The sequence below is a fragment of the Cellulomonas sp. P5_C5 genome, assembly GCF_054049655.1.
Window position 1 is genome coordinate 219424 of the sequence record NZ_JBFULY010000004.1, and the last position, 22343, is coordinate 241766.

At 73.8% G+C, this 22343-nt stretch carries 22 protein-coding genes; 3 read left to right on the forward strand and 19 right to left on the reverse strand.

The window, feature by feature from the left end; translation table 11 throughout:
* Window positions 1-81 precede the first annotated feature (81 nt).
* The gene (xylB, locus tag ACXJKF_RS05770) at window positions 82-1485 is read left to right on the forward strand and encodes a xylulokinase (protein WP_456786773.1); all 1404 of its coding nucleotides are present in this window, start codon (window positions 82-84) and stop codon (window positions 1483-1485) included.
* Window positions 1486-1558: 73 nt separating this feature from the next.
* Here xylB and ACXJKF_RS05775 read toward each other — a convergent pair whose 3' ends face one another.
* The 19 genes from ACXJKF_RS05775 to dacB form a co-directional block, all read right to left on the reverse strand.
* Window positions 1559-1891, reverse strand: coding sequence for a histone-like nucleoid-structuring protein Lsr2 (locus ACXJKF_RS05775; protein WP_456786774.1), 333 nt, complete (start codon window positions 1889-1891; stop codon window positions 1559-1561).
* A gap of 70 nt (window positions 1892-1961) precedes the next feature.
* The gene (locus ACXJKF_RS05780) at window positions 1962-2150 is read right to left on the reverse strand and encodes a hypothetical protein (RefSeq protein ID WP_456786775.1); all 189 of its coding nucleotides are present in this window, start codon (window positions 2148-2150) and stop codon (window positions 1962-1964) included.
* A complete protein-coding gene (gene lysS / locus ACXJKF_RS05785) occupies window positions 2147-3667 on the reverse strand; it encodes a lysine--tRNA ligase (RefSeq protein ID WP_456786776.1) in 1521 nt (506 codons plus the stop codon). The genes ACXJKF_RS05780 and lysS overlap by 4 nt, the downstream gene beginning before the upstream one ends.
* Before the next feature lie 47 nt (window positions 3668-3714).
* Window positions 3715-4602 (reverse strand): carboxylating nicotinate-nucleotide diphosphorylase, encoded by an 888-nt coding sequence (gene nadC, locus ACXJKF_RS05790; protein WP_456786833.1) that lies wholly within the window; start codon window positions 4600-4602, stop codon window positions 3715-3717.
* Between the two features lie 32 nt (window positions 4603-4634).
* Complete coding sequence (locus tag ACXJKF_RS05795; protein ID WP_456786777.1) at window positions 4635-6329, reverse strand: L-aspartate oxidase; 1695 nt, start codon at window positions 6327-6329, stop codon at window positions 4635-4637.
* Window positions 6326-6769 (reverse strand): aspartate 1-decarboxylase, encoded by a 444-nt coding sequence (gene panD / locus ACXJKF_RS05800; RefSeq protein ID WP_456786778.1) that lies wholly within the window; start codon window positions 6767-6769, stop codon window positions 6326-6328. The genes ACXJKF_RS05795 and panD overlap by 4 nt, the downstream gene beginning before the upstream one ends.
* Window positions 6766-7671 carry a pantoate--beta-alanine ligase gene (panC, locus tag ACXJKF_RS05805; protein ID WP_456786779.1) on the reverse strand — a complete coding sequence of 302 codons (906 nt, stop codon included), beginning with the start codon at window positions 7669-7671 and terminating at the stop codon, window positions 6766-6768. The genes panD and panC overlap by 4 nt, the downstream gene beginning before the upstream one ends.
* A complete protein-coding gene (locus ACXJKF_RS05810) occupies window positions 7668-8645 on the reverse strand; it encodes a Rossmann-like and DUF2520 domain-containing protein (protein WP_456786780.1) in 978 nt (325 codons plus the stop codon). The genes panC and ACXJKF_RS05810 overlap by 4 nt, the downstream gene beginning before the upstream one ends.
* Window positions 8642-10390, reverse strand: a complete 1749-nt coding sequence (locus ACXJKF_RS05815; protein WP_456786781.1) for a PH domain-containing protein — start codon at window positions 10388-10390, stop codon at window positions 8642-8644. The genes ACXJKF_RS05810 and ACXJKF_RS05815 overlap by 4 nt, the downstream gene beginning before the upstream one ends.
* A complete protein-coding gene (locus ACXJKF_RS05820; protein ID WP_456786782.1) occupies window positions 10387-10896 on the reverse strand; it encodes a PH domain-containing protein in 510 nt (169 codons plus the stop codon). Before ACXJKF_RS05820 ends, ACXJKF_RS05815 begins: the two co-directional genes overlap by 4 nt.
* A 20-nt stretch (window positions 10897-10916) precedes the next feature.
* Window positions 10917-11408, reverse strand: coding sequence for a DUF3180 domain-containing protein (locus ACXJKF_RS05825; protein ID WP_456786783.1), 492 nt, complete (start codon window positions 11406-11408; stop codon window positions 10917-10919).
* Window positions 11408-12706, reverse strand: coding sequence for a 2-amino-4-hydroxy-6-hydroxymethyldihydropteridine diphosphokinase (gene folK, locus ACXJKF_RS05830; protein WP_456786834.1), 1299 nt, complete (start codon window positions 12704-12706; stop codon window positions 11408-11410). The genes ACXJKF_RS05825 and folK overlap by 1 nt, the downstream gene beginning before the upstream one ends.
* 2 nt (window positions 12707-12708) lie before the next feature.
* Window positions 12709-13587, reverse strand: coding sequence for a dihydropteroate synthase (folP, locus tag ACXJKF_RS05835; RefSeq protein ID WP_456786835.1), 879 nt, complete (start codon window positions 13585-13587; stop codon window positions 12709-12711).
* A gap of 107 nt (window positions 13588-13694) precedes the next feature.
* On the reverse strand, window positions 13695-14318 hold the full coding sequence (folE, locus tag ACXJKF_RS05840) for a GTP cyclohydrolase I FolE (RefSeq protein WP_456786784.1): 624 nt from the start codon (window positions 14316-14318) through the stop codon (window positions 13695-13697).
* A 2-nt stretch (window positions 14319-14320) separates the two neighbouring features.
* Window positions 14321-16348, reverse strand: coding sequence for an ATP-dependent zinc metalloprotease FtsH (ftsH, locus tag ACXJKF_RS05845; RefSeq protein ID WP_456786785.1), 2028 nt, complete (start codon window positions 16346-16348; stop codon window positions 14321-14323).
* 119 nt (window positions 16349-16467) lie between these two features.
* On the reverse strand, window positions 16468-17022 hold the full coding sequence (gene hpt, locus ACXJKF_RS05850; protein WP_456786786.1) for a hypoxanthine phosphoribosyltransferase: 555 nt from the start codon (window positions 17020-17022) through the stop codon (window positions 16468-16470).
* Window positions 17023-17068: 46 nt separating this feature from the next.
* Window positions 17069-18052 carry a tRNA lysidine(34) synthetase TilS gene (gene tilS, locus ACXJKF_RS05855; protein ID WP_456786787.1) on the reverse strand — a complete coding sequence of 328 codons (984 nt, stop codon included), beginning with the start codon at window positions 18050-18052 and terminating at the stop codon, window positions 17069-17071.
* Entirely contained in the window at window positions 18049-19104 is a 1056-nt protein-coding gene (locus tag ACXJKF_RS05860; RefSeq protein WP_456786788.1) for a zinc-dependent metalloprotease, read from the reverse strand. Before ACXJKF_RS05860 ends, tilS begins: the two co-directional genes overlap by 4 nt.
* 9 nt (window positions 19105-19113) lie before the next feature.
* A complete protein-coding gene (gene dacB / locus ACXJKF_RS05865; RefSeq protein ID WP_456786836.1) occupies window positions 19114-20526 on the reverse strand; it encodes a D-alanyl-D-alanine carboxypeptidase/D-alanyl-D-alanine endopeptidase in 1413 nt (470 codons plus the stop codon).
* A gap of 164 nt (window positions 20527-20690) precedes the next feature.
* Here dacB and ACXJKF_RS05870 point away from each other — a divergent pair, with 164 nt between their 5' ends.
* Both ACXJKF_RS05870 and ACXJKF_RS05875 read left to right on the forward strand, forming a co-directional pair.
* Window positions 20691-21188: an inorganic diphosphatase gene (locus tag ACXJKF_RS05870; protein WP_456786789.1), complete on the forward strand. Its 498-nt coding sequence runs from the start codon at window positions 20691-20693 to the stop codon at window positions 21186-21188.
* Between the two features lie 188 nt (window positions 21189-21376).
* Entirely contained in the window at window positions 21377-22333 is a 957-nt protein-coding gene (locus ACXJKF_RS05875; RefSeq protein ID WP_456786790.1) for a hypothetical protein, read from the forward strand.
* Window positions 22334-22343: the final 10 nt, after the last annotated feature.

Consider the following 22343-nt stretch of genomic DNA (forward strand, 5'->3'; position numbering starts at 1 on the left):
TCACTCACTCATTGCGTCCGAGGAAGTGAGCGTCCTGGCGCACACTTCCTCGGACGTTACGGGTTCACCTGGAGGTAGACCATGGCTCTCGTCGCCGGCATCGACTCGTCGACGCAGTCCTGCAAGGTCGTCGTGCGCGACGCCGACACCGGGGCCCTCGTGCGCTCCGGTCGCGCGTCGCACCCCGACGGCACCGAGGTGGCGCCCTGGTACTGGTGGGACGCCCTGCAGTCCGCGATCGTCCGCGCGGGCGGTCTCGACGACGTCGACGCGGTCTCGGTCGGCGGGCAGCAGCACGGCATGGTCGCGCTCGACGCACGGGGCGAGGTGGTCCGCGACGCGCTCCTGTGGAACGACACCCGCTCGGCACCGGCCGCGCTGCAGCTCATCGAGGAGCTGGGCGGACCGCAGGCGTGGGCCKACGCGGTGGGCTCCGTGCCCGTCGCGTCCCTGACCGTCACCAAGCTGCGCTGGCTGCGGGACGCCGAGCCGGAGAACGCCGCACGCGTCGCCGCCGTCGCCCTCCCCCACGACTGGCTCACCTGGCGCCTCGCCGGGGCTCCGGGCCTCGACGCGCTCGTCACCGACCGCTCGGACGCCTCCGGCACCGGCTACTGGTCACCCGCCACGGAGGACTACCGGCACGACCTGCTCGAGCTGGCCCTGGGGCACGACGCGCTCGTCCCCCGCGTGCTCGGCCCGTCGGCGGCCGGCCCCCGGACCACGGGCGGCGCCGTCCTCGGACCCGGTGCCGGCGACAACGCCGCCGCGGCCCTGGCCCTGGGTCTGCTGCCCGGAGACGTCGCGGTGTCGATCGGCACCTCGGGGGTCGTCTCGGCCATCGCGTCGGCGGCGACGGCCGACGGCTCCGGCCTGGTCACCGGGTTCGCCGACGCGGCCGGCGGCTTCCTCCCGCTCGCCTGCACGCTGAACGCCTCCCGCGTGCTCGACGCCGCCGCCCGGATGCTCGGCGTCGACCACGCCGGCCTGTCCGCCCTGGCCCTGTCCGCTCCCGCGGGCGCCGACGGGCTCGTCCTCGTGCCCTACCTGGAGGGCGAGCGGACCCCGAACAAGCCCGACGCGACCGGTGCGCTGCACGGCCTGCGCCTGGGCAACACGACGCCGGCGCACGTGGCGCGCGCCGCGGTCGAGGGCATGCTGTGCGCGCTCGCCGACGGGATCGACGCGCTCCGGGCCCAGGGCGTCGCGGTCGAGCGGCTGTTCCTCATCGGCGGCGGCGCGCAGTCCGCGGCCGTGCGGGCCATCGCGCCGTCGGTGCTCGGGCTCGACGTCTGCGTCCCGACCCCCGGCGAGTACGTGGCCGACGGAGCCGCCCGCCAGGCCGCGTGGGTCCTCTCCGGATCGGCGACGCCCCCGTCGTGGAGCTCGGCCTCCGAGGCGACGGTGTTCCGCGGCGCGCCGGTCGCCCAGGTCCGCGAGCAGTACGCGGCGGTGCGCGAGCTCACGGGTGTACGACCCGCCTGAGCAGCGCGAGCAGGAACACGACGAGAGCCCGGCATCCCCCCCGGGGCCGGGCTCTCGTCGTTCGTGCGGTGTGTCAGTGCGACGCGTCGTACGCGGCCTTGACCTCCGCGGAGATGCGGCCGCGCTCGGACACGTGGTGCCCGTGCTCCTTGGCCCACTCACGGATCGCCTGGGCGTCGCTGGACGACGAGCGCCGCCCGCGGGCCGCCGTCGACTTCGCGGCCGTGCGGCCGCCGACCTTGCGTGCGTGACCGACCCACTGGGCAAATGCGTCACGGAGCTCGTTCGCGTGACCGGAGGTGAGGTCGATCTCATAGGTGACGCCGTCGAGCCCGAACGTCACGGTCTCGTCCGCAGTTCCGCCGTCGATGTCGTCGACCAGCAGGACCTGAACCTTCTGCGCCATTGTGTTCTCCATCATGCAGATGCGGGGGGAATGCTTGTCGCGTTCACTATCGCATCGGTGCATTAAGGCGTCAAACGGACGGGCCGGATTGATCTTTATTTGCGGCCAGTTCCGCCTCACGCTCGGCAAGATCCATTCTGGCCAATGCCTGGCGTTCGGTGCGGTCGGCATTGATGAGCGCACGGATGGCGAACCAGAACAGCAATCCGACGCCGATGGACGGCAGAAGGGCGGCGAGGGCCGTGAACAGGGGGTTCATGAGCCCAGCGGCTTCACGAGGGGAAACAGGATCGTCTCTCGGATGCCCAGACCGGTCAGTGCCATGAGCAACCGGTCGATCCCGAGCCCGATCCCACCCGCGGGCGGCAACGCGTACTCCACTGCCATGAGAAAGTCCTCATCTACGCGCATCGCCTCGTCGTCGCCCGCCGCTGCCAGCAACGCCTGAGCCTCGAAGCGCTGGCGCTGGATCACCGGGTCGACGAGCTCGGAATAGCCCGTCGCAAGCTCGAAGCCGCGCACATAGAGGTCCCACTTCTCGACGACGCCCGAGATGCTGCGGTGATCGCGCACGAGCGGGCTGGTCTCCACCGGGAAATCACGCACGAATGTGGGCGCAAACAGATGGTCACCCACCTGGTGCTCCCAGAGCAGCTCGACCAGCTTGCCGTGGCTCACGCCCTTCGGGTCGGTCTCGACGCCGAGCTTGTCCGCGTACGCCGACAGGACGTCGCGGGACGTCTGCGGGGTGATGAGCTCACCGAGCGAGTCCGACAAGGACCCGTACATGCTCACCTGGGCCCACTCGCCGCCGAGGTCGTACTCCTCGCCGTCGGGCATCACGACGACGGAGGTGCCGAGCACGTCCTGGGCCGCCGTCTGCACCAGGTCCTTCGTCAGCGCCGCCATCGTGTCGTAGTCGCCGTACGACTCGTACGCCTCGAGCATCGCGAACTCCGGCGAGTGCGTGGAGTCGGCACCCTCGTTGCGGAAGTTGCGGTTGATCTCGAAGACCCGCTCGATTCCGCCGACCAGCGCGCGCTTGAGGAACAGCTCGGGCGCGATCCGCAGGTACAGGTCGAGGTCGAACGCGTTCATGTGCGTGACGAACGGTCGCGCCGCGGCACCGCCGGGCTGCGTCTGCAGCATCGGCGTCTCGATCTCGATGAAGTCGCGGCCGTGGAAGTTGTCCCGCAGCGACCGCAGGAGCGCCGGGCGCTGGCGAGCCGTCTCCCGGGCCTTCGGCCGCACGATGAGGTCGACGTAGCGCTGCCGGACGCGGGCCTCCTCGGAGAGCTCCACGCCCTCGTACAGGTTGGGCAGCGGACGCAGCGACTTGGCCGCGATCTGCCACACGTCGACGAACACCGACAGCTCGCCGCGCCGGGAGGCGATCACGCGACCGTGCACGAACAGGTGGTCGCCCAGGTCGACGTCGGTCTTGAACGCGGCCAGCCGCTCCTCGCCGACCGCCGCCAGGCTGAACATGGCCTGCAGCCGGTTGCCCTCGCCGTCCTGGAGGGTGGCGAAGCAGAGCTTGCCGCCGATCCGGACGAACACCACGCGGCCGGCCACGCCGACCTCGTCGTCCGTCTCCTGCCCCGGCTCGAGCTCCGGGTGCTCGGCGCGCACCTGCGCGATCGTGTGGGTGCGTGGCACCCCGACGGGGTACGCCTCGACGCCTGCCGCGAGCAGCCGGTCCCGCTTCTCGCGCCGCACCCGGATCTGCTCGGGGGCGTCGTCGGGTGCAGGGGCGCTCTGGGGGGTCTCGCTCACCGGGCGATCTTACCGGCGCACGTCTCGTGCACCCGCTGGCATATCCGTCACACCGGCCGCAGCGGCTCCAGGTCGAGCGCCAGGTCGAGGATCGGCGACGAGTGCGTGAGCCCGCCCACCGACAGGTAGTCGACGCCGGTGGACGCGACCTCCCGCGCACGGTCGAGCGTGAGGTTGCCGGTGGCCTCGAGCTCGACCCCGTCGGCGKCCGCCCGGACCGCCGCGACGACCTCGATGAGCAGCGGGGTCGGCATGTTGTCGAGCAGCAGGAAGCGCGCCCCCGCGCCTATGGCCTCCAGCGCCTGGTCGAGCGTGTCCGCCTCCACCTGGATGGTCACGTCGGGGAACCGGGTCCGCACGGCGTCGATCGCGGCCGCCACCGACCCCGCGGCGACCACGTGGTTGTCCTTGACCATCGCCACGTCGTACAGCCCCATGCGCTTGTTGGTCCCGCCCCCGCAGCGCACCGCGTACTTCTCCAGCGCCCGCAGGCCCGGGGTCGTCTTGCGGGTGTCCAGGACGAGCGCGCCCGTCCCCTCCAGCGCGTCCGCCCAGCGGCGCGTGTGCGTGGCGACGCCCGACGCCCGCGACGCGAGGTTGAGCAGCGTCCGCTCCGCGACGAGGAGCACCTGCACGTGCCCGGTCAGCACGGCGAGCACGTCGCCCCGGGCGACCCGGGCGCCGTCGGCGACGCGCTGGTCGACGGACGGGACGGCCAGCCCGAGCCGCGCGGCGACCTGGCCGACGACCTCCGGGATCACCACCAGGCCCGCGACGACCCCGTCCTGCCGGGCCACCAGGTCCGCGGCGCCGACCGTCTGCGGCGAGATCGTCGACTGCGTCGTCACGTCCCGGCCCGGCGCCGGACCGAGGTCCTCGTCGAGGGCGGTCGTCACGATCCGCGCGATCCATGCGGGGTCCAGTCCAGGCTCGATCACGCCGTCACGCTAACCCGTCCGCGCAGCCGTCAGGTCAGAGGTGCGCGGCGCGAGACGAGCGTGCCCTTGGGGTCCAGCGACATCTCCAGCCGCACCCGCCACGACTGCTCCGTTCGGGGGAAGTCGCTGCGCGCGTGCCCGCCGCGGCTCTCCTCCCGCTCGAGCGCGGCCGCCGTCAGCACCGTCGCCACCTGGTGCACGTTGGTGGTCTCCCACTCGGCCACCTGGGGTGCGGCCAGCCGCCGTCCCTCGTCCGTGCGCAGGTGGGCGTCCGTGGGCACGGCCGCGAGCGCCGCCACCGCCCGGCGCAGTCCGTCGCCGGAACGCAGCGGGCCGGGGCCGTCGGACGCGATCCGCTGGACCCGGGCGCGCGATGCGGCCGCGACCAGGGCCTCGTCACCGGGCCGCGCGACGGGCTCGAGCGGACGCAGCGCGCCCTGCTGCACCTGTGCGGCGATGTGCCGGGCCGCGCGGGTGGCGAACACCAGCCCTTCGAGCAGGGAGTTCGACGCGAGCCGGTTGGCGCCGTGCACCCCCGTGCACGCGGTCTCCCCGACGGCATACAGGCCCGGCAGGCTGGTGCGGCCGACGAGGTCCGTGACGACGCCGCCCGAGTGGTAGTGCTGCGCGGGGGCGACGGGGACCAGGTCGGTGGTCATGTCGATGCCGTGCTCGAGCAGACGCTCGTTGATCGTCGGGAAGCGCGAGCGCAGGAAGTCGTCGCCGAGGTGCCGGGCGTCCAGCCAGACGTGGTCGGACCCCGTCTCCTGCATCCGCCGGACGATCGCGTGCGCGACGACGTCCCGCGGCGCCAGCTCGGCCATCGGATGGACGTCGGGCATGAACCGCACGCCGTCCGTGTCCAGCAGCAGCGCACCCTCGCCGCGCACCGCCTCGGACACCAGGGTGAGCTGCCCCTTCACGCCCGAGCCCAGCCAGAGCACCGTCGGGTGGAACTGCACGAACTCGACGTCGCCCAGCACCGCCCCGGCGCGCAGGGCCGCGGCGATCCCGTCGCCGGTCGCCTGCGCGGGGTTGGTCGACGACCGGTAGACCTGGCCGATGCCCCCCGTGGCCAGCACGACCGCGCGGCCCAGGGCGGCGCCGACGCCGTCGCGCTGCCCCTCGCCGATCACGTGCAGCGTCACGCCGCACGCGCGCCCGGGCTTCCCGTCCGGTCCTGGCGGACCCGTGAGCACGTCGAGGACGAGCGCGTGCTCGATGACCTCGATGCCCGGGTCGTCGCGCACCGCCTCGATCTGCGCGACGAGCGCGCGGGAGATCTCCGCTCCCGTCGCGTCGCCGCCCGCGTGCGCGATGCGGTCCGCGTGGTGCCCGCCCTCACGCGTGAGCGAGATGCTGCCGTCGGCGGTCGTGTCGAACACCGCACCCCGCGCGACGAGCTCGCGGACGCGCCGCGGGCCCTCGGTGACCAGCACCTCGACCGCGCGCGGGTCGCACAGGCCCGCGCCCGCGACCAGCGTGTCCTGCAGGTGCGCGGCGGGCGAGTCCGACGGGTCCAGCGCCGCCGCGATGCCGCCCTGCGCCCAGACGGTCGACCCCGACGCGAGGATGTCCTTGGTGACCAGCAGGACGCGGGGCACGCGGGTGCGCAGCTCGAGCGCCGCGGTCAGGCCCGCGATGCCGGAGCCGACGACGACCGCGTCGGCCTCGACCGTCCAGCCCGGTTCCGGGGCCGCCAGTCGCGTCGCGAGCCGGGTCACGTCGTCCGGCCTGCGGCGAACGGGATCCCGCTCGACTGCAGCCCTGACCACCCGTCGGGCACCTGGCCGGGATCATCCCCCACGGACACGATCCGGTTGTCCCCGTCGACCAGGACGACGTGCGGCTCGTACGTGCGGGACTCCGCGTCGGACAGCTGGCCGTACGCGATGAGGATGACGACGTCCCCCGGGTGCACCAGGTGCGCGGCGGCGCCGTTGATGCAGACCTGCCCCGACCCCGGCTCCCCCGCGATGGCGTAGGTGGTCAGCCGGGCGCCGTTGGTGACGTCGACGACGTCCACCTGCTGGCCGGGCAGGACGTCCGCCGCGGTGAGCAGCTCCGCGTCGACCGTGATCGACCCGACGTAGTGCAGGTCCGCCTGCGTCACGGTGGCGCGATGGATCTTGCCGGTCATCATCGTGCGCACCAACGACGTCACGCGCCCACCTCCACCAGTGCGTTGTCGATGAGCCGCGTCGTCCCGACGGTCKCCGCGACCAGCAGCAGCGCCTCGCCGACGAACTCCGCCGGCACCTCCGCGAACGTCACCGGGTCCACCAGCCCCACGTAGTCAACGTCGGTCCCCGCGAGCGCGGCACGTGCGTCCGCGCGGATCTGGTCCGCACCGCCCCGGGCTCGCAAGGCCCGGGAGAGCCCGAGGGCCCGGCGACGCTCGTCGGCGCTCAGGTAGGCGTTGCGGCTGGACAGGGCGATCCCGTCGTCGTCGCGGATGATCGGCGCGGCCTCGACGGTGACGGGCACGTCGAGGTCGCGGACCATCCGGCGCACCGCGGCGAGCTGCTGCGCGTCCTTGGCGCCGAACAGCGCGACCCCGGGACGCGTCAGGTGCAGGAGCTTGAGCACGACCGTGAGGACGCCGTCCAGGTGGCCCGGCCGGCTGACCCCTTCCAGCACGTCCCCGATGTCCCCCGCGCTGACCCGCACGATCGGGTCGCCGTCGGGGTACACGACCTCGGGACCGGGCGCGAAGACGATGTCGTCGGGACCCAGCAGGCCCGGACCGGACAGCAGCGCGAGGTCGCGCTGCAGGTCACGCGGGTACCGGGCGAGGTCCTCGGTGGGCGCGAACTGCAGCGGGTTGACGAAGATCGTCACGACGACGGCGTCCGCCAGCTCCCGCGCCCGCGCGACCAGCGAGAGGTGTCCGGCGTGCAGCGCACCCATCGTCATCACGACCGCCCGCCGGTGCGGACGTGCGGAGTGCGCGGTCCCCGCGAACCCCTCGGTGCGCGGCACCGCCTGCACGTCCTGCACGGCGAGCGCCGCCGCCAGCGCCTCGCGCGTGTGCACGAGCGTCGGCGTGTGGGTCTGCGTGGTCATTCGTCCTCCTGCGGGTCCGGCCCGTCCTCCACCTGCAACGCACCGGCATCCTCGTTGATGCCGTCCAGAAGCTCCTGCGCGGCGGCCGACGAGATCAGGCCCGCCGCCAGCGCCCGCCCGGTCGCCGAGCGCGCCAGGGCACGGTATCCCGCGACGACGTCCACCGCCCMCGTGGATGCCGCGAACGTGGTGAGCGCCACACCGTGCTCCCGGACGGTCCCCGCGTCACCGCGGCGCACCGGACCGGTCAGGGCGGCGATCGCCCCGGACCCGCCGGCCGACTCGGCGCGCAGCGCACCGTCCAGCGCTGCMTCCAGCAGCGGGCCCAGCATCCGGCCGGGGTCGCCGACCCCCGCCGCGGCCAGCGCCTGCGCCGCCTGCGCGACCAGGACGACCAGGTGGTTCGCGCCGTGCGCGAGGGCCGCGTGGTACAGCCCGCGCGCCTCCTCGGCCAGAACCACCGGCTCGCCACCGATCTCCACGACGAGGGCCTGACCGATGGGCAGCACCGGCGACGGGGCCGTGACCGCGAACGAGCAGCCGACCAGCCGGGCCAGGTCCAGCGACGTGCCCGTGAACGTCATCGCGGGGTGCAGCGCCAGCGGGATGACCCCCGCGGCACGCGCCGGCGCCAGCACGTCGACCCCGAACCGGCCCGACGTGTGCACGACGATCTGGCCCACCTGCCACGCACCGAGGTCGGCCAGACCGCGCACCAGGTCCGCGAGCGCGTCGTCAGGAACCGTGAGGAGCACCAGCTCGGAGCGGCGGACCACCTCCGGGATGTCCAGCACCGGCACGCCCGGCAGCAGCGTCGCCGCGCGCTCGCGGGACGCCTCCGAGATCGCCGACACCGCCACCACCGGGTGGCCCGCACCCCGCAGCGCGCTGCCGAGCACCGCGCCGACCCGGCCCGAGCCGACGACGCCCACGCCCAGCCGGCCCGGGCGGGTCGCCGGGTCCGGTGGGGTCACGCGTCCGCTCCGGCAGTCGGCGGCACCCGGTGCTCGGGCCGTTCCGTCGGCCACTCCGGCGCCACCGGCTCCGCGGTCGTCGTCGGCTCCGTGGTCGTCGTGGGCACCGTGGTCGTCGTGGGCACCGCGGCCGTCACCGGCTCCACGGTCGTCGCCTGATCCGCAGGCGGGAGGTCCCGCGGGGGGGTCGTCGTCGGCTCCGGGGACGGGGCCGCCGGGGTCGGGGCCCCCACCGCACGCATCCACTGCTCCGGCGTCGCGGTCGCCCGTGCGGTCCGGGCCCGCTCGGCCTGCTCGTCGAGCAGCGCCGCGGCGACCCCCGCATCGAGGTGGTTCACGCGCGGGGCGACGGGCCCGGGGGTGGAGTGCAGGACGAAGGACGCCAGACCGAGCCGACGCTGGACCGGGCCCTGCTCGAGCCCGAGCGACTGCGTGCGCTCGTGCGGCACGACGTCGACGCTGCGCCAGATCCGGCCCGACCGGGTCACCAGCGCCCGTTCGGTGACGCGCACCCCGTGCCGGCGCCAGCCCACGGGGTCCACCCAGCGCGCCCGGCGCGGGGCTGCGGTGAACCCGCCGTCGTCGTCCATCCCCGCCAGGGCCGCGTCGACGAGCGCCGTCGGGTCCTGCACCCCGAGGTCCGGCAGGACCAGCCAGAGCGCGGTCATGGCCTCACCGCGGGTCGCCACGGGGTGCAGCACGGTGTCGCGCTGCTGCTGGTCGCCCTGGCCGTAGCCCGCGACGTTGATCTCGACGCGCCACCAGTCCGGACCACGCCACAGCGGGCCCTGCCGCAGCCGGATCGCCTGCACCCGCCCCGGCGGCACGGTCTGCGCACGCGACTCGGTGAGCCCGTGCCGCAGCCGGATGCCGTCGGGCGAGATCGCGGCACGGAAGTTGGCGCCCTGGTTGATCCGGCTCCACACGAACGTGACACCGGCGAACAGGGGCGCGACGAGCACGAACGCCGCACTGATGTCCCGGGACACGACGGCCAGCGTGATCGCGCCCGCGACGAGCAGCAGCATCATCGGCACGACCCCGGACCGCAGGGTCGCGCTCACCAGCCGGCCCATCGGCAGCTCGTAGACCTGCCGCTCGGGGGCGACCTCGAACGGCACGGGGACGGCGGGCGCGACGGTCCCGGCGGTCCCGTCGACGGGTGCGGGCGCCGCCACCGCTCCGGGCCGCTGGAGGCCCGCGGAGAGCGCGAGCAGCTCGGCGCGCAGGGCCTCGGCGTCCGACTCGCGCAGGAACGCCAGCGACACCGCCGACCCGCTGCCGCCGGCCACCTCGAGCTTGAGCTCGGCCAGACCGACCAGCCGGGCGAGCAGCGGCTGCACCACGTCGACGGCCTGCAGGCGGTCCAGCCGCGCCTGGCGCTGCTGCCGGAACAGGATGCCGGTGCGCAGGTGCACGGCCTCGTCGGTGACCGCGAACCGGGTGACCCGCCACGCGACCGCGGAGTACCCGAAGCCGATCAGGCCGATGAGCAGGATGCCGCCGATGAGCGCGAGGAACGCCGGCCCGTGCAGGAGGTCGATCGCCTGCTCGATGTTCTCGCCCACCTGGAACCAGCCGATGGCCAGCACCGCGACCAGGACCTTCCAGCCCTTCAGCGCCGGGGTGACCGGGTGCATCCGCCGCCAGCCGGTGACGTCCTCGTCGCTCGCGGTCTCGACGTCGGGAGCGCCGGGTGCACTGGGCGCGCTGGATGTGCCGGGCGTGCTGGGCGTGCCGGTCACAGCCCCGCCAGCCGCGCCTCGCCGCGGGAGGCCATCCGGTCGCGCAGGCGCGCGGCCTCGTGCGGCGGGAGGCCCTCGATCGACGCGCTCGTGGCGGCCGAGGCGGTGTGCAGCTGGACCGACGCGATCCCGAACTTGCGTGCGATCGGTCCCGCGTTGACGTCCACGTACTGCATCCGGCCGTACGGGACCACGACGAGCGAGCGGAACATGATGCCGCGGCGCACGAGCAGGTCGTCGGCACGCTCCGCGTATGCCAGCGCCCGCACCTGCCGCGGCACCAGCCAGAGGATCCACCCGACCAGCAGCACCACCACCGCCGGGAACGCCCAGAGCCAGGCCGCGCCGACGAGCACCGCCAGGAGCACGAGCAGCGCCAGGATCGGCCCGAGCACGATCGCCGTGACCGTCAGGCGTGCCGCGACGAGCCGGCTCGACACCGGCGTCCACGTGACGTCGGTCGGGTCGAACGGCTCGCGGGTGCCGGCGACGGCGTCGGGGGTCATGCGGTCATCCTCCCACCCGCTCAGGGAGCGCTGGGATCCGGCGCAGGTCGCTCGTGCGCCGCCTCAGCCCCTGCCTCGGGTGGAGGCACCCGGCAGAACCACTCGACGAGGAGACCCACGCCGGCGAGCACCACGGCACCGGCCGTCGCGATGCCGGCGGCGATCGCGCGTGACCCGTTCCCCGGCACGCTCAGGTCGCCGACCAGCGCCAGCACCTGACCCCCGTACCAGCCGGCGAGCAGGGCACCGGTGTAGCAGGACGCCTTGGCCAGCACCGCCGTCCGTGCCGCCCGGATCGGGTTCAGCATCGGCCGCTTGCCCCGCAGGAACTGCCGGACGGCCCAGCCCATGGAGAACACGATCCCGGCGATGAGCACCTCGACGGCGACCACGAGGGGCGGGACCGACGGCAGCAGCCCGCCGCGGCCCGCGACCGCGCGCAGCACGATCCAGGTGACGGCAGCCGCGGTGGCCGTGACCACCAGGAGCGTCTGCCAGCGCGTGCGGTGCATCACGGGTCCTGGGCCTCCGGTCCCGCCGGGACGGCCCCCGTGTCCCCGCTGACCGCCGGGATCGCGGTGGTCAGCCAGTCGAGCGCGAGCCAGCGGACGCCGTCGCGGTCGGGCGCGGTCGCGGCGAGCGCGCCGACCGGTCCCCCGCCCAGCCCGGGCAGCACCGCGTCGGGGTCGACCTGCGCCCACGGCTGCAGCACGAACGCACGCTCGTGGGCCCGCGGGTGCGGGAGCTCGAGGTCGTCCGTCACGGCCAGCACCGAGCCGTACAGCACGATGTCGATGTCCAGGGTGCGCGGCCCCCAGCGCTCGTGCCGCTCACGCCCGTGCGCGTTCTCGATCGCCTGCGTGGCCCGCAGCAGCTCACGCGGCGCGAGCGTGCTCCAGGCCAGGACGACCGCGTTGAGGTAGTCGGACTGCTCGGGCCCACCCACCGCCGAGGTCCGCGCCAGCGCCGAGACGTCACGCACCTCGATCCCCGGGGTCCGGGCCAGCTCCGTCACGGCGTCCCGGAGGGTCTCCTGCGCGGGCCCCAGGTTGGCGCCGAGGGCCAGGACCACCTCGACGGGCCCGTCCGGCTCCTGGTCGAGAGGGTCGGTGACGAGCTCGCCCACGACGAGCGGCTCACCCGCCGGGACCGGCTCGAGCTCGGTCGACGGGCCGTCGGGACCCTGCGAGAACGCACCGGGCGCGGGCGCGACGGCGTCGGACCAGGGAGCGGAGACGACGGGCGCGCCGGAGGCGGGTGCCTCAGACCAGGCAGCGGACGCGACGACCGGCGCGCCGGGCGCGGGGGTCACCGGGAACGACGCCGTCGCCGTCGGCACCGGGCGAGACACCGGCTCGGCCTCCACGACCGCGCGCGGCACGTACGGCTCCGCGGCAGGGAGCTTGGTGCGGTCGCGGTGGATGGCGACGACCACGTCGCCGAACGGCACGGTGATGGGGGCGTTCGGCTTGTGCACGGCCACGTCGACGGCCTGCACGATCCCCGAGGCCAGCACGGTCGCGGCGATGCGCTCCGCGACCGTCTCGATCAGGTCGACCGGCTCCCCCGACAGCACCGCCGCGACCTGCTCCGCCAGCTCGCCGTAGTTCAGGGTGTGCGCCAGGTCGTCGCGCGCGGCAGCCCGCCGGGTGTCGAGATGGACGACGACGTCCGCGACGAACGTCTGCCCCTCGCGGCGCTCGTGCTCGTAGACGCCGTGGTACCCCAGCGCGGTGATGCCCGACAGCCTGATCTGGTCGAGCCGGCGCCCGCTGGTGTCCAGCGCGTCCTGTCGGCTCTCGTCGTTCATGGTCACCGCGTGCTCCCTCCGGTTCTCGCGTCCTCGTCCACAGCCAGCTCGTCCTCGCTCACCCCGGCGCCAGGCCCGTGCGCACCCTGCCCGCCGTGCCACGCCGCGGCCACCCGCACGGCGTCGGCCGAGCCTGCCACCTCGTGCACCCGCACGCACCACGCTCCCGCAGCCGCCGCCAGGGCGGACACCGCAGCCGTGGCACCGTCCCGCGCGAGCGGCGGTGCGGGCTCGCCGTCCGGGCCCGCCAGGAGATGACCCAGGAACCGCTTGCGGCTGGCGCCGACCAGCACGGGGAACCCGTCCCCCACCAGCTCCGGGAGACGCGCGAGCAGCGGCCAGTTGCTGCTGCCCGCCTTGGCGAAGCCCAGGCCCGGGTCCAGCACCACCTGCTCGTCGCGGACCCCGGCCGCGCGCAGCGCCGCGACCCGTGCGGCGAGCTCGCGCCGGACGTCCGCCACGACGTCGTCGTAGTCGTCGAGGTCGTCCATCACGTCGGCGTGCCCGCGCCAGTGCATCGCGACGTACACCGCGCCGGTCCGGGCCACGACGCCGTACATCTCGTCGTCCGCGAGCCCGCCCGACACGTCGTTGATGATCGCGGCACCGCGCCCCACGGCCGCCTCGGCGACCACCGCGCGCGTGGTGTCGATGCTCACGGTCGCACCGTGCTGCACCAGCTGCTCGATCACCGGGAGCACCCGGGCCAGCTCGTCGTCGACGGCCACCCGGCGGGCACCCGGCCGGGTCGACTCCCCACCGACGTCCAGCAGGTCCGCCCCCTGCGCGACCAGCTCCAGGCCGTGCGCCACGGCCGCGCCGGGCGTGAACCAGCGGCCACCGTCCGAGAAGGAGTCCGGGGTGACGTTGACGACGCCCATGACGAGCGTGCGGCGCAGGGCGTGCAGCCGCGGGGGCAGCGGTGCCGGACGGGCGGAGGGACCGGGTCCTGTCACGGTGCGAGCCTAGGGGGCGGCGCGTCGGTCGATCAGCGACCGAGCACGAGACTCATGGCCTCGGCTCGCGTGGCGACGTCGCGCATCTGACCCCGGACCGCGGACGTCACCGTGCGCGAGCCGGGCTTGCGGACGCCGCGCATGGACATGCACAGGTGCTCGCACTCGACGACGACGAGCACGCCGCGTGGCTGCAGCTCGGCGACGAGCGCGTCGGCGATCTGGGACGTCAGCCGCTCCTGCACCTGCGGCCGGCGCGCGTACACGTCGACCAGCCGGGCCAGCTTGCTGAGGCCCGTGATGCGCCCGTCCGTGCCGGGGATGTAGCCGACGTGCGCGACACCGTGGAAGGGCACCAGGTGGTGCTCGCAGGTGGAGTACACCTCGATGTCCTTGACCAGCACCATCTCTTCGTGACCGATGTCGAAGGTGGTGGTCAGGACGTCCGCAGGCTCCTGGTACAGGCCCGCGAAGATCTCCCGGTAGGCCCGCGCGACCCGCGCCGGCGTCTGCTGCAGCCCTTCGCGGTCGGGGTTCTCCCCCACCGCGAGCAGGAGCTCGCGGATGGCGGCCTCGACGCGGGCCTCGTCGTACTCGCCCACGGCCGCGCCGGTGAACGTCACCGGTCCGATGCCCGTCGTCTGCTCCTGCGTCATGGCTACGCGTCCGGGGTCTGCGACGGCGGGACCTCGATGATCTGCTCCGACGGGAAGCCGAACGCCTCGGCCGCCTCGTCCTCGGGGATGATCGGGTGGCCGTTCTGCGCCGCCAGCTCCGCGGGCGTCATGACCGGCGGACGCTCCGAGACGGCGCGCTGCTCGCTGGACAGCCAGACCTGGCGCGGCGGGCGCTTGGTGATCGGCGCGAAGATCGTGGCCAGCTGCTCCTGGTTGAGCGTCTCCTTCTCGAGCAGCTCCAGCACCAGGGCGTCGAGGACGTCGCGGTACTCGACCAGGATCTCCCAGGCCTCGTCGTGCGCCCGCTCGATGAGCGAGCGGACCTCGAGGTCGATCGACGCCGCGATGTCCTCGGAGTAGTCCCGCCCGTGGCCCATGTCGCGGCCCATGAAGACCTCGCCGGAGGCCTGGCCGAGCTGGATCGCGCCGAGCCGGGCGCTCATCCCGAACTGCGTGACCATCTTGCGGGCCGTCGCCGACGCCTTCTCGATGTCGTTGCTGGCGCCCGTCGTCGGGTCGTGGAACACGAGCTCCTCGGCGACGCGGCCGCCCATGGCGTACGACAGCGTGTCCAGCAGCTCGTTGCGGGTGGTGGAGTACTTGTCCTCGGTCGGCATGACCATCGTGTACCCGAGCGCGCGACCACGCGGCAGGATCGTCACCTTGGTGACCGGGTCCGTGTACCGCAGCGCCGCCGCGACCAGGGCGTGACCGCCCTCGTGGTACGCGGTGATCTTGATCTCCTTGGAGTTCATGATCCGCGTGCGCTTCTGCGGTCCCGCGATGACGCGGTCGATCGCCTCGTCCAGCGTGTGGTCCGTGATGGTCTGCTGGCCGGTGCGGGCCGTGAGCAGCGCCGCCTCGTTCAGGACGTTGGCCAGGTCCGCACCCGTGAACCCGGGGGTCCGGCGCGCGACGACGTTCAGGTCGACGTGCGGCGCCATCGGCTTGCCCTGCGAGTGCACCGTGAGGATCCGCTCGCGGCCCTTGAGGTCGGGCGGGTCCACGGCGACCTGGCGGTCGAACCGGCCCGGGCGCAGGAGCGCGGGGTCGAGGATGTCGGGGCGGTTGGTGGCCGCGATGAGGATGACGTTCGCGTTGACGTCGAAGCCGTCCATCTCGACCAGCATCTGGTTGAGGGTCTGCTCGCGCTCGTCGTGCCCGCCGCCCATGCCGGCGCCACGGTGGCGGCCGACGGCGTCGATCTCGTCGATGAAGATGATCGCCGGGGCATTCTCCTTGGCCTGGTTGAACAGGTCACGGACACGGCTGGCGCCGACGCCGACGAACATCTCGACGAAGTCCGAGCCGGAGATCGAGTAGAACGGCACGCCCGCCTCACCGGCGACCGCGCGGGCCAGCAGCGTCTTGCCGGTCCCGGGAGGGCCGTACAGCAGGACGCCCTTGGGGATCTTGGCGCCGACGGCCTGGAACTTGGCCGGCTCCGCGAGGAACTCCTTGATCTCCTGGAGCTCCTCGACCGCCTCGTCGACCCCCGCGACGTCCTGGAACGTGACCTGCGGGGACTCCTTGTTGACCAGCTTGGCCTTCGACTTGCCGAAGCTCATGACGCGCGAGCCGCCACCCTGCGAGTTCGACATCAGGAACCAGAAGATCGCCAGGATGATGACCAGCGGGAGGATGAAGCTCAGGAGGCTGGCCCACCACGCGGTCTGCGGGACCACCGAGGTGTAGCCCTCGGAGAGGTCGGCGTCCGCGATGGCGGAGACGACCGCCTCGCCCTGCGGGACGACGTAGTTGAACTGGACCAGCTTGCCCAGGTTGTCGTCGCCCTTGACGAAGTCCTCCGCGAGCGTCAGGTCGACGCGCTGGACACCCTCGGTGATCTTGGCCTGGTCGACCTTGCCGTCCGCGATCAGCGTCATGCCGTCCGACGTGTCGATCTTGCTGATCTTCGGGGCGGCGAGCGTGGACGCGCCGATGTACAGCAGGATCACGGCGATGACGACCCACAGGATGGGGCCACGGGCTAGTCGCTTGACGTTCATGGGCGATCGGGGCAGAGCCCCTCAACCTCCGCTCGCGGGACAGGTGGCCTCGAAGTTACACGGGGAACCTGGGCGGGACCGACCGTGTTCACCGAGGGCGCACTCGGCCGGACGAGGGCTCAGGCGCCGTAGACGTGCGGAGCGAGCGTGCCGACGAACGGCAGGTTCCGGTACTTCTCCGCGTAGTCCAGGCCGTAGCCGACGACGAACTCGTTCGGGATGTCGAAGCCGACGTACCGGACGTCGACGTCGACCTTGGACGCCTCGGGCTTGCGCAGCATCGTCGCGATCTCGACCGTGGCGGGGCCGCGGGAGCGCAGGTTGGACAGCAGCCAGGACAGGGTCAGGCCGGAGTCGATGATGTCCTCGACGATGAGCACGTGCCGCCCGGTGAGGTCGGCGTCGAGGTCCTTGAGGATCCGCACGACGCCCGACGACTTGGTGCCCGAGCCGTACKACGAGACCGCCATCCAGTCCATCTGCACCGACGAGTGCAGGCGGCGCGCGAGGTCCGCCATCACCATGACCGCACCCTTGAGGACACCGACCAGGAGCAGGTCCTTGCCCTCGTAGTCGGCGTCGATCTGCGCCGCGATCTCGTCGAGCCGCTGGTGCAGCTGCTCCTCGGAGAGGAGCACCCGCTCGAGGTCGTCGCCCATGTCCGCAGGGTCCACCGCAGTTTGCTCCTCTGGTCCGACAGCCAGTCTGCCCGTGACCGCGCTATGCGGGGGCCGTGTTCAGGGCAAGCCTGCCACACGCGCGGCTGACCGCGATCCCGCCGGGGAGGGCCACCGGACCCTGCCCGTGCCAGTCGGTGACCAGCGCGTCGACCGCCAGGACGTGCGCCCGGACCAGGGCGCCGGCGGGGCTCCCGGCGGCGATCGCGGCCGACCGCAGCGCGCGGGTGCGCAGCGCCGGTGGAGCCGCCTGCAGGGTGTCGACGTCCAGGCCGTCCGCCGTGCGCGCGGCGGCGAGCAGGTCGTCCGCCAGCGCGTCGAGCAGGTCGGCGTCGTCACGAAGCTGCGCGGCCGACCGGGCCAGGGCCTCGGCGACGCCCRGACCGAGCACGCGTTCGAGCGTCGGCAGCGCCTCGCCCCGGACCCGGCTGCGCAGCGACGCGTCGGCGTGCGAGCCGTCGTTCGTCGGGTCGTGCCACGGCGCGAGCTGCAGGGCGTCGCAGACCGCCAGGGTGTCGGCGCGGCGCAGGCCCAGCATCGGCCGTCGGAACCGCCCGCGCGTGACTGCCATCCCCGCCAGCGCCCGGGCGCCCGACCCGCGCGCGAGGCCCAGCAGCACGGACTCGGCCTGGTCGTCGAGGGTGTGGCCGAGCAGCACGGCCGCCGCGCCGAGCTCGTCGGCGGTGCGGTCGAGGGCCGCGTACCGGGCGTCCCGCGCGGCCGCCTCACCGCGCCCGTCGACCTCTACGCGGACCACGACCGTCGGCAGGCCGAGACCCCGGCAGGCCGCTGCGGCGTCGTCGGCCACCTGCGCCGACCCGTCCTGGAGGCCGTGGTCGACGACGACCGCCTGCGCGCGCCACGGCGTCCCCGCCCTCTGCGCCACGAACGCCGTCCCCGCCGCGAGCGCGAGCGAGTCGGGTCCGCCCGAGCAGGCGACCAGCACCAGCGCTTCCGGCGGCAGGTCGGCGACGGCGGCGGTGACCGCCGAGCGCACCGCCGCCACCTCGCGGGCCGGACCGGTCACCCGTGCACCCGACGCACCCAAGCCCGGGGGTCGGCGATCTCCTGGGGTAGCGGCAGGTGGTCCGCCGACGCCCAGACCGCGTTCAGCCCCTCCAGGCCGACGTCCTTGCGCACGGCCCGGACGAAGGCCGCGCCGTCGCGGTACTGCGCCAGCTTGGTGTCGAGGCCCAGCAGCCTGCGCAGCACGCGGTCCACCCCACGAGACCTCGCCGCCTCGTCGCGACGCGCCTCGAACGCCTTGCGGATCTTGCGCACGCTCGGCACCACGCGGGGGCCGACCTCGTCCATCGCGACGTCCGCGTGACCCTCGAGCAGGGCCATCACCGCGCCGACCTCCTCGAACACCTCCCGCTGCCGGGTCGAGAGCAGGTCGAGCACCCCGACGCCGTCGTCGGCGCCGCCCACGACGGCCCGCGTGACCGCCCCCAGCAGCTCCCCCACCCGCGGGACCAGGGCCTTGTCGGCGGCCAGGTCGGTCAGCAGCTCCGCGGCGCGGGACCGCAGGTGGTCCGCGAGCCACGGCGCGGCGGCGAACTGCAGCGCGTGCGTCTGCTCGTGCAGCGCCACCCAGAGGCGGAAGTCCGACGGGTCGACCTTCAGCCGACGTTCGTGGTGCAGGACGTTGGGGGCGACGAGGAGCAGCCGACCGCGGCCGTCGGCGGTCGTCGTGAACGGGTCGAACTGGCCGAGCACCTTCCCGGACAGCAGCGCCAGCACGCCACCGACCTGCACCGCCGCACCCGCGCGGGCCGTCGCCGACGGCGCCGCACCCGCCAGCGGCCCGGTCATCGCGGCGAACACCTCGGCGTTGGCCTTCGCCCACCGCGGCCGGTCGACGACGAGCACCGTCGAGACCTGCTCCGGCGGCGTCCCGTCAGCCGCCGCGAGGCCGGTGATGGCGGAGGCGTGCACGGCCGCGCGCCCGGCCGCGTCGCGCAGCTCGTCGACGAGCGCGGTCAGCTCCGCGCGGTCAGCCACTGGCCCCGGCGCGGCCAGCCGGCCGGCGATCCGGATGGCGAGCTCCCAGTCGACAGGTCCTTCGGCGGTGTCCACCGAGCCAAACTAACCGCAGCCGCACCCGGACAACGCGGTGACGAACGAGTCGATGGCCGCGCGCGGACCCCACTGGCCACCGTCGGGGGTCGCGTCCGCGAGCACGACGAAGACGAGCTGGCGCGCGTCGACGTCGAGCACCGTGCCGGCGAGCGCCGTCACGTGCGGCAGGCTGCCGGTCTTGGCGCGCACCAGCCCGCGGGCCGGCGACTGCGTGTAGCGGTCGCTCAGCGTGCCCGTCAGCCCCGCGATCGGCATGCCCGTCGCGACGTCGCGCAGCACGCCGTGGGCGGGGTCCGTGGCCAGCCGCAGGAGCCCGAGCAGGAGGTCGGGCGGCAGCACCGACCCCGCCCCGAGACCCGACGCGTCGGACAGCTGCGCACCGGTGGTGTCGACGCCCGCCACGCTCACCGCGTGCAGCACGGCCGTCGTCCCGCCCTCGAACGACGCCGGCAGGCCCTGGTCGATGGCCACGAGCCGGCTGACCACCTCGGTGATCGTGTTGTCCGACGTGTCCAGGAAGTGGTGCACGATCCCGTCCAGCGTCGCCGACTGCACGACACCGATCTCCCGCCCGCTGTCCGGCCTCGACGTCCGTCGCGKGCTCCCGTCGACCGTGATCCCGACGTCCGCCAGCCGCTGCGCGAACGTGTTCGCCGCCGCGAGCGACGGGTCCGCGTACCGGGGCGGGTACTCGCCGGGCTTGATCTTCGCCGTGTCCACGGCGAGCGCCGTCACGGGCGCGACGAACCCTGCGGCCACGTCGGCGGGGTTCCAGGTGGGGCTCAGCGTCGGGCTGCTGAACAGGGAGTCGTCGAAGCCGAGGCTCACCGTCGTCACGCCCTCGAGCTGCAGCTCCTTGGCGGCCTGTGCGGCCAGGTCCGCGAGCCCGGCGTGGCCCACGACGGCCGTGGGGTCGCCCTCACCCGCCGCGAGCATCATGTCCCCGCCGCCGACCAGCACGATGCTGGTGCCCGAGCCCCGCACGACGCTCGTCGGCAGCGTCACGTCCGGACCGAGGGTGTTCAGGGCGGCGACGGCCGTGACCAGCTTCGCCGTCGACGCCGGCGTGCGACCGTTCTCGGGCAGGTGCGCGCCGAGCACGTCACCCGTCAGCTGGTCCGCGACCACCACGCCGACGCTCGCGCCCATGCGCGGGTCCGCCACCAGACCGTCGACGAGCGCCTGCACGTTCGGCGCCGCGGGCACCGGCGCCTGCGGGTCCAGGTTGGCCAGCGCCGGGACCGTGTCCGCCGGCTCGACCGCACCGGGGGCCGTCGGGAACGGCAGCGGCTCCGGCGGCACCTCCTCGAGCGTGACCATGCCCGGGACGACGTCGTACGCGTCGGCCGTCACGTACGCCCCGCCCGCCAGCACGAGGACGAGCGCAGTCGTGCCGACGACTCTCGCCGCTGTGGTCATCGTCACCCGCCCCGCTCGTTCCCCGGTGGGACGCCCCGTCCCGCGGTGCGTCAGACTACTGTCCGAGACAAGGGCGCCCCAGACACCCCGGCGCGCCGCACCATGACGAGCGTCGCGGCCGCCGGTCCCGGAACCTGGGCGCGGACGTGGGTGGAGGAGCAGCTGTGGAGTTCGACGTCACGATCGAGATCCCGAAGGGTCAGCGCAACAAGTACGAGGTGGACCACGCCACGGGGCGTATCCGTCTCGACCGGATGCTGTTCACCTCGACCCGCTACCCCGACGACTACGGGTTCATCGAGGGCACGCTCGGCGAGGACGGCGACCCGTTGGACGCCCTCGTGCTGCTCGAGGAGCCGACCTTCCCCGGCTGCCTCATCCGCGCCCGTGCGCTCGGCATGTTCCGCATGCGCGACGAGGCCGGCGGCGACGACAAGGTGCTCTGCGTCCCCACGGGCGACCAGCGCGCCGCGTGGCGCCAGGACATCGACGACGTGTCCGACTTCCACCGCCTCGAGATCCAGCACTTCTTCGAGGWCTACAAGGACCTGGAGCCCGGCAAGTCCGTCGAGGGCGCCCACTGGGTGGGCCGCTCCGAGGCCGAGGCCGAGATCGAGCGCAGCCGCCAGCGCGCCATCGACACGAACTACTACCACCACTGAGTCCCAGCACCACCTGAACCACCGCAACGTCCGAGGAAGTGGCTGCCATAGAGCCCACTTCCTCGGACGTTCGTGTCTTCTCAGCTCGGACTCCGTGAGGGATCCACAGGCCGTCGCGTCTCTGGTGCGATCCACAGAGTGCTGAGTGCTGACGCGGCGCACCCTCCCCGGAACCGCACGCTGGKGCGATGGTGGTGGAGCGAGCAGCACGGGTCCGACGGCGGGCGCGCATCGAGGAGATCGCGGCCGTGCAGGCGGGCGTCCTCACCCGGTCGCAGGTCGCTCTGCACGGCATCAGCAGGTCGCAGATGCGTGCGGAGATCGACGCGGGCCGCTGGCGGGTGGCGGGTCGCGAGTGCCTGGTCGTCGCCCCCACGCCGGCGGCGGCCCGCATCGACTGGTGGCTCGCCGTGCTCGAGGCCGCTCCACGGACCGGTACGGCGACGCCGCGCGCGGCCCTCGGCGGGCTGACGGCACTGCAGGCCGCCGGTCTCCAAGGGCTCGACGGCGACGGTCTGGTGCACGTCTGCGCGCCGAAGTCGTCCCGTCCGCTCGCGCCGCCGCCCGGCGTCCGGGTCCACGAGACCCGCCGGTGGGACGACGGCGACCTGATCGTGGCCGGGATCCCGCGGACACGACCCGACGTCGCGGCCGTCCAGGCTGCACTGTGGGCCCGCACCGACCGAGAGGCGGCCCTTCTCCTCGTCGCACCCGTGCAGCAGCGGCTGACGACGGTGGACCAGCTCGGTGAAGCCCTCGACAGGGTGCGGCGCGACCGGCGTCGGTCGTTCCTCCGCACTGTCTTCGTCGACATCGTCGGCGGCGTCCGGTCGCTCAACGAGCTGGACTTCGCCGCGCTGTGCCGTCGCCGAGGTCTCCCTGACCCCGACCGTCAGGTGGTCGCCTCGGGGCCGGCCGGGCGGTGCTACCTGGACGTCCGGTGGAGCCGGTGGCGCGTGGTGGTCGAGGTGGACGGGGTGGGGCACCTCCAGCCCGACCGATGGATCGACGACAGCCTGCGGCACAACGAGATCGCGCTGACCGGCGACGTCGTCCTCCGCATCCCGAGCCTGGGACTTCGGCTCGACCCTGACCGCCATCTCCAGGCCGTCGAACGTGCCCTGCGCCGATCAGGCTGGCGCTGACCGCCGGACC

What these genes read in the sequence shown, in the direction of transcription:
- ACXJKF_RS05775 (WP_456786774.1), bottom strand. Translation starts at nt 1,891, where the DNA reads ATGGCGCAGAAGGTTCAGGTCCTGCTGGTCGACGACATCGACGGCGGA.
- ACXJKF_RS05820 (WP_456786782.1), bottom strand. Translation starts at nt 10,896, where the DNA reads ATGACCCCCGACGCCGTCGCCGGCACCCGCGAGCCGTTCGACCCGACC.
- ACXJKF_RS05825 (WP_456786783.1), bottom strand. Translation starts at nt 11,408, where the DNA reads ATGCACCGCACGCGCTGGCAGACGCTCCTGGTGGTCACGGCCACCGCG.
- folE (WP_456786784.1), bottom strand. Translation starts at nt 14,318, where the DNA reads ATGACGCAGGAGCAGACGACGGGCATCGGACCGGTGACGTTCACCGGC.
- ACXJKF_RS05780 (WP_456786775.1), bottom strand. Translation starts at nt 2,150, where the DNA reads ATGAACCCCCTGTTCACGGCCCTCGCCGCCCTTCTGCCGTCCATCGGC.
- ftsH (WP_456786785.1), bottom strand. Translation starts at nt 16,348, where the DNA reads ATGAACGTCAAGCGACTAGCCCGTGGCCCCATCCTGTGGGTCGTCATC.
- folP (WP_456786835.1), bottom strand. Translation starts at nt 13,587, where the DNA reads ATGGGCGTCGTCAACGTCACCCCGGACTCCTTCTCGGACGGTGGCCGC.
- ACXJKF_RS05875 (WP_456786790.1), top strand. Translation starts at nt 21,377, where the DNA reads ATGGTGGTGGAGCGAGCAGCACGGGTCCGACGGCGGGCGCGCATCGAG.
- folK (WP_456786834.1), bottom strand. Translation starts at nt 12,706, where the DNA reads ATGAACGACGAGAGCCGACAGGACGCGCTGGACACCAGCGGGCGCCGG.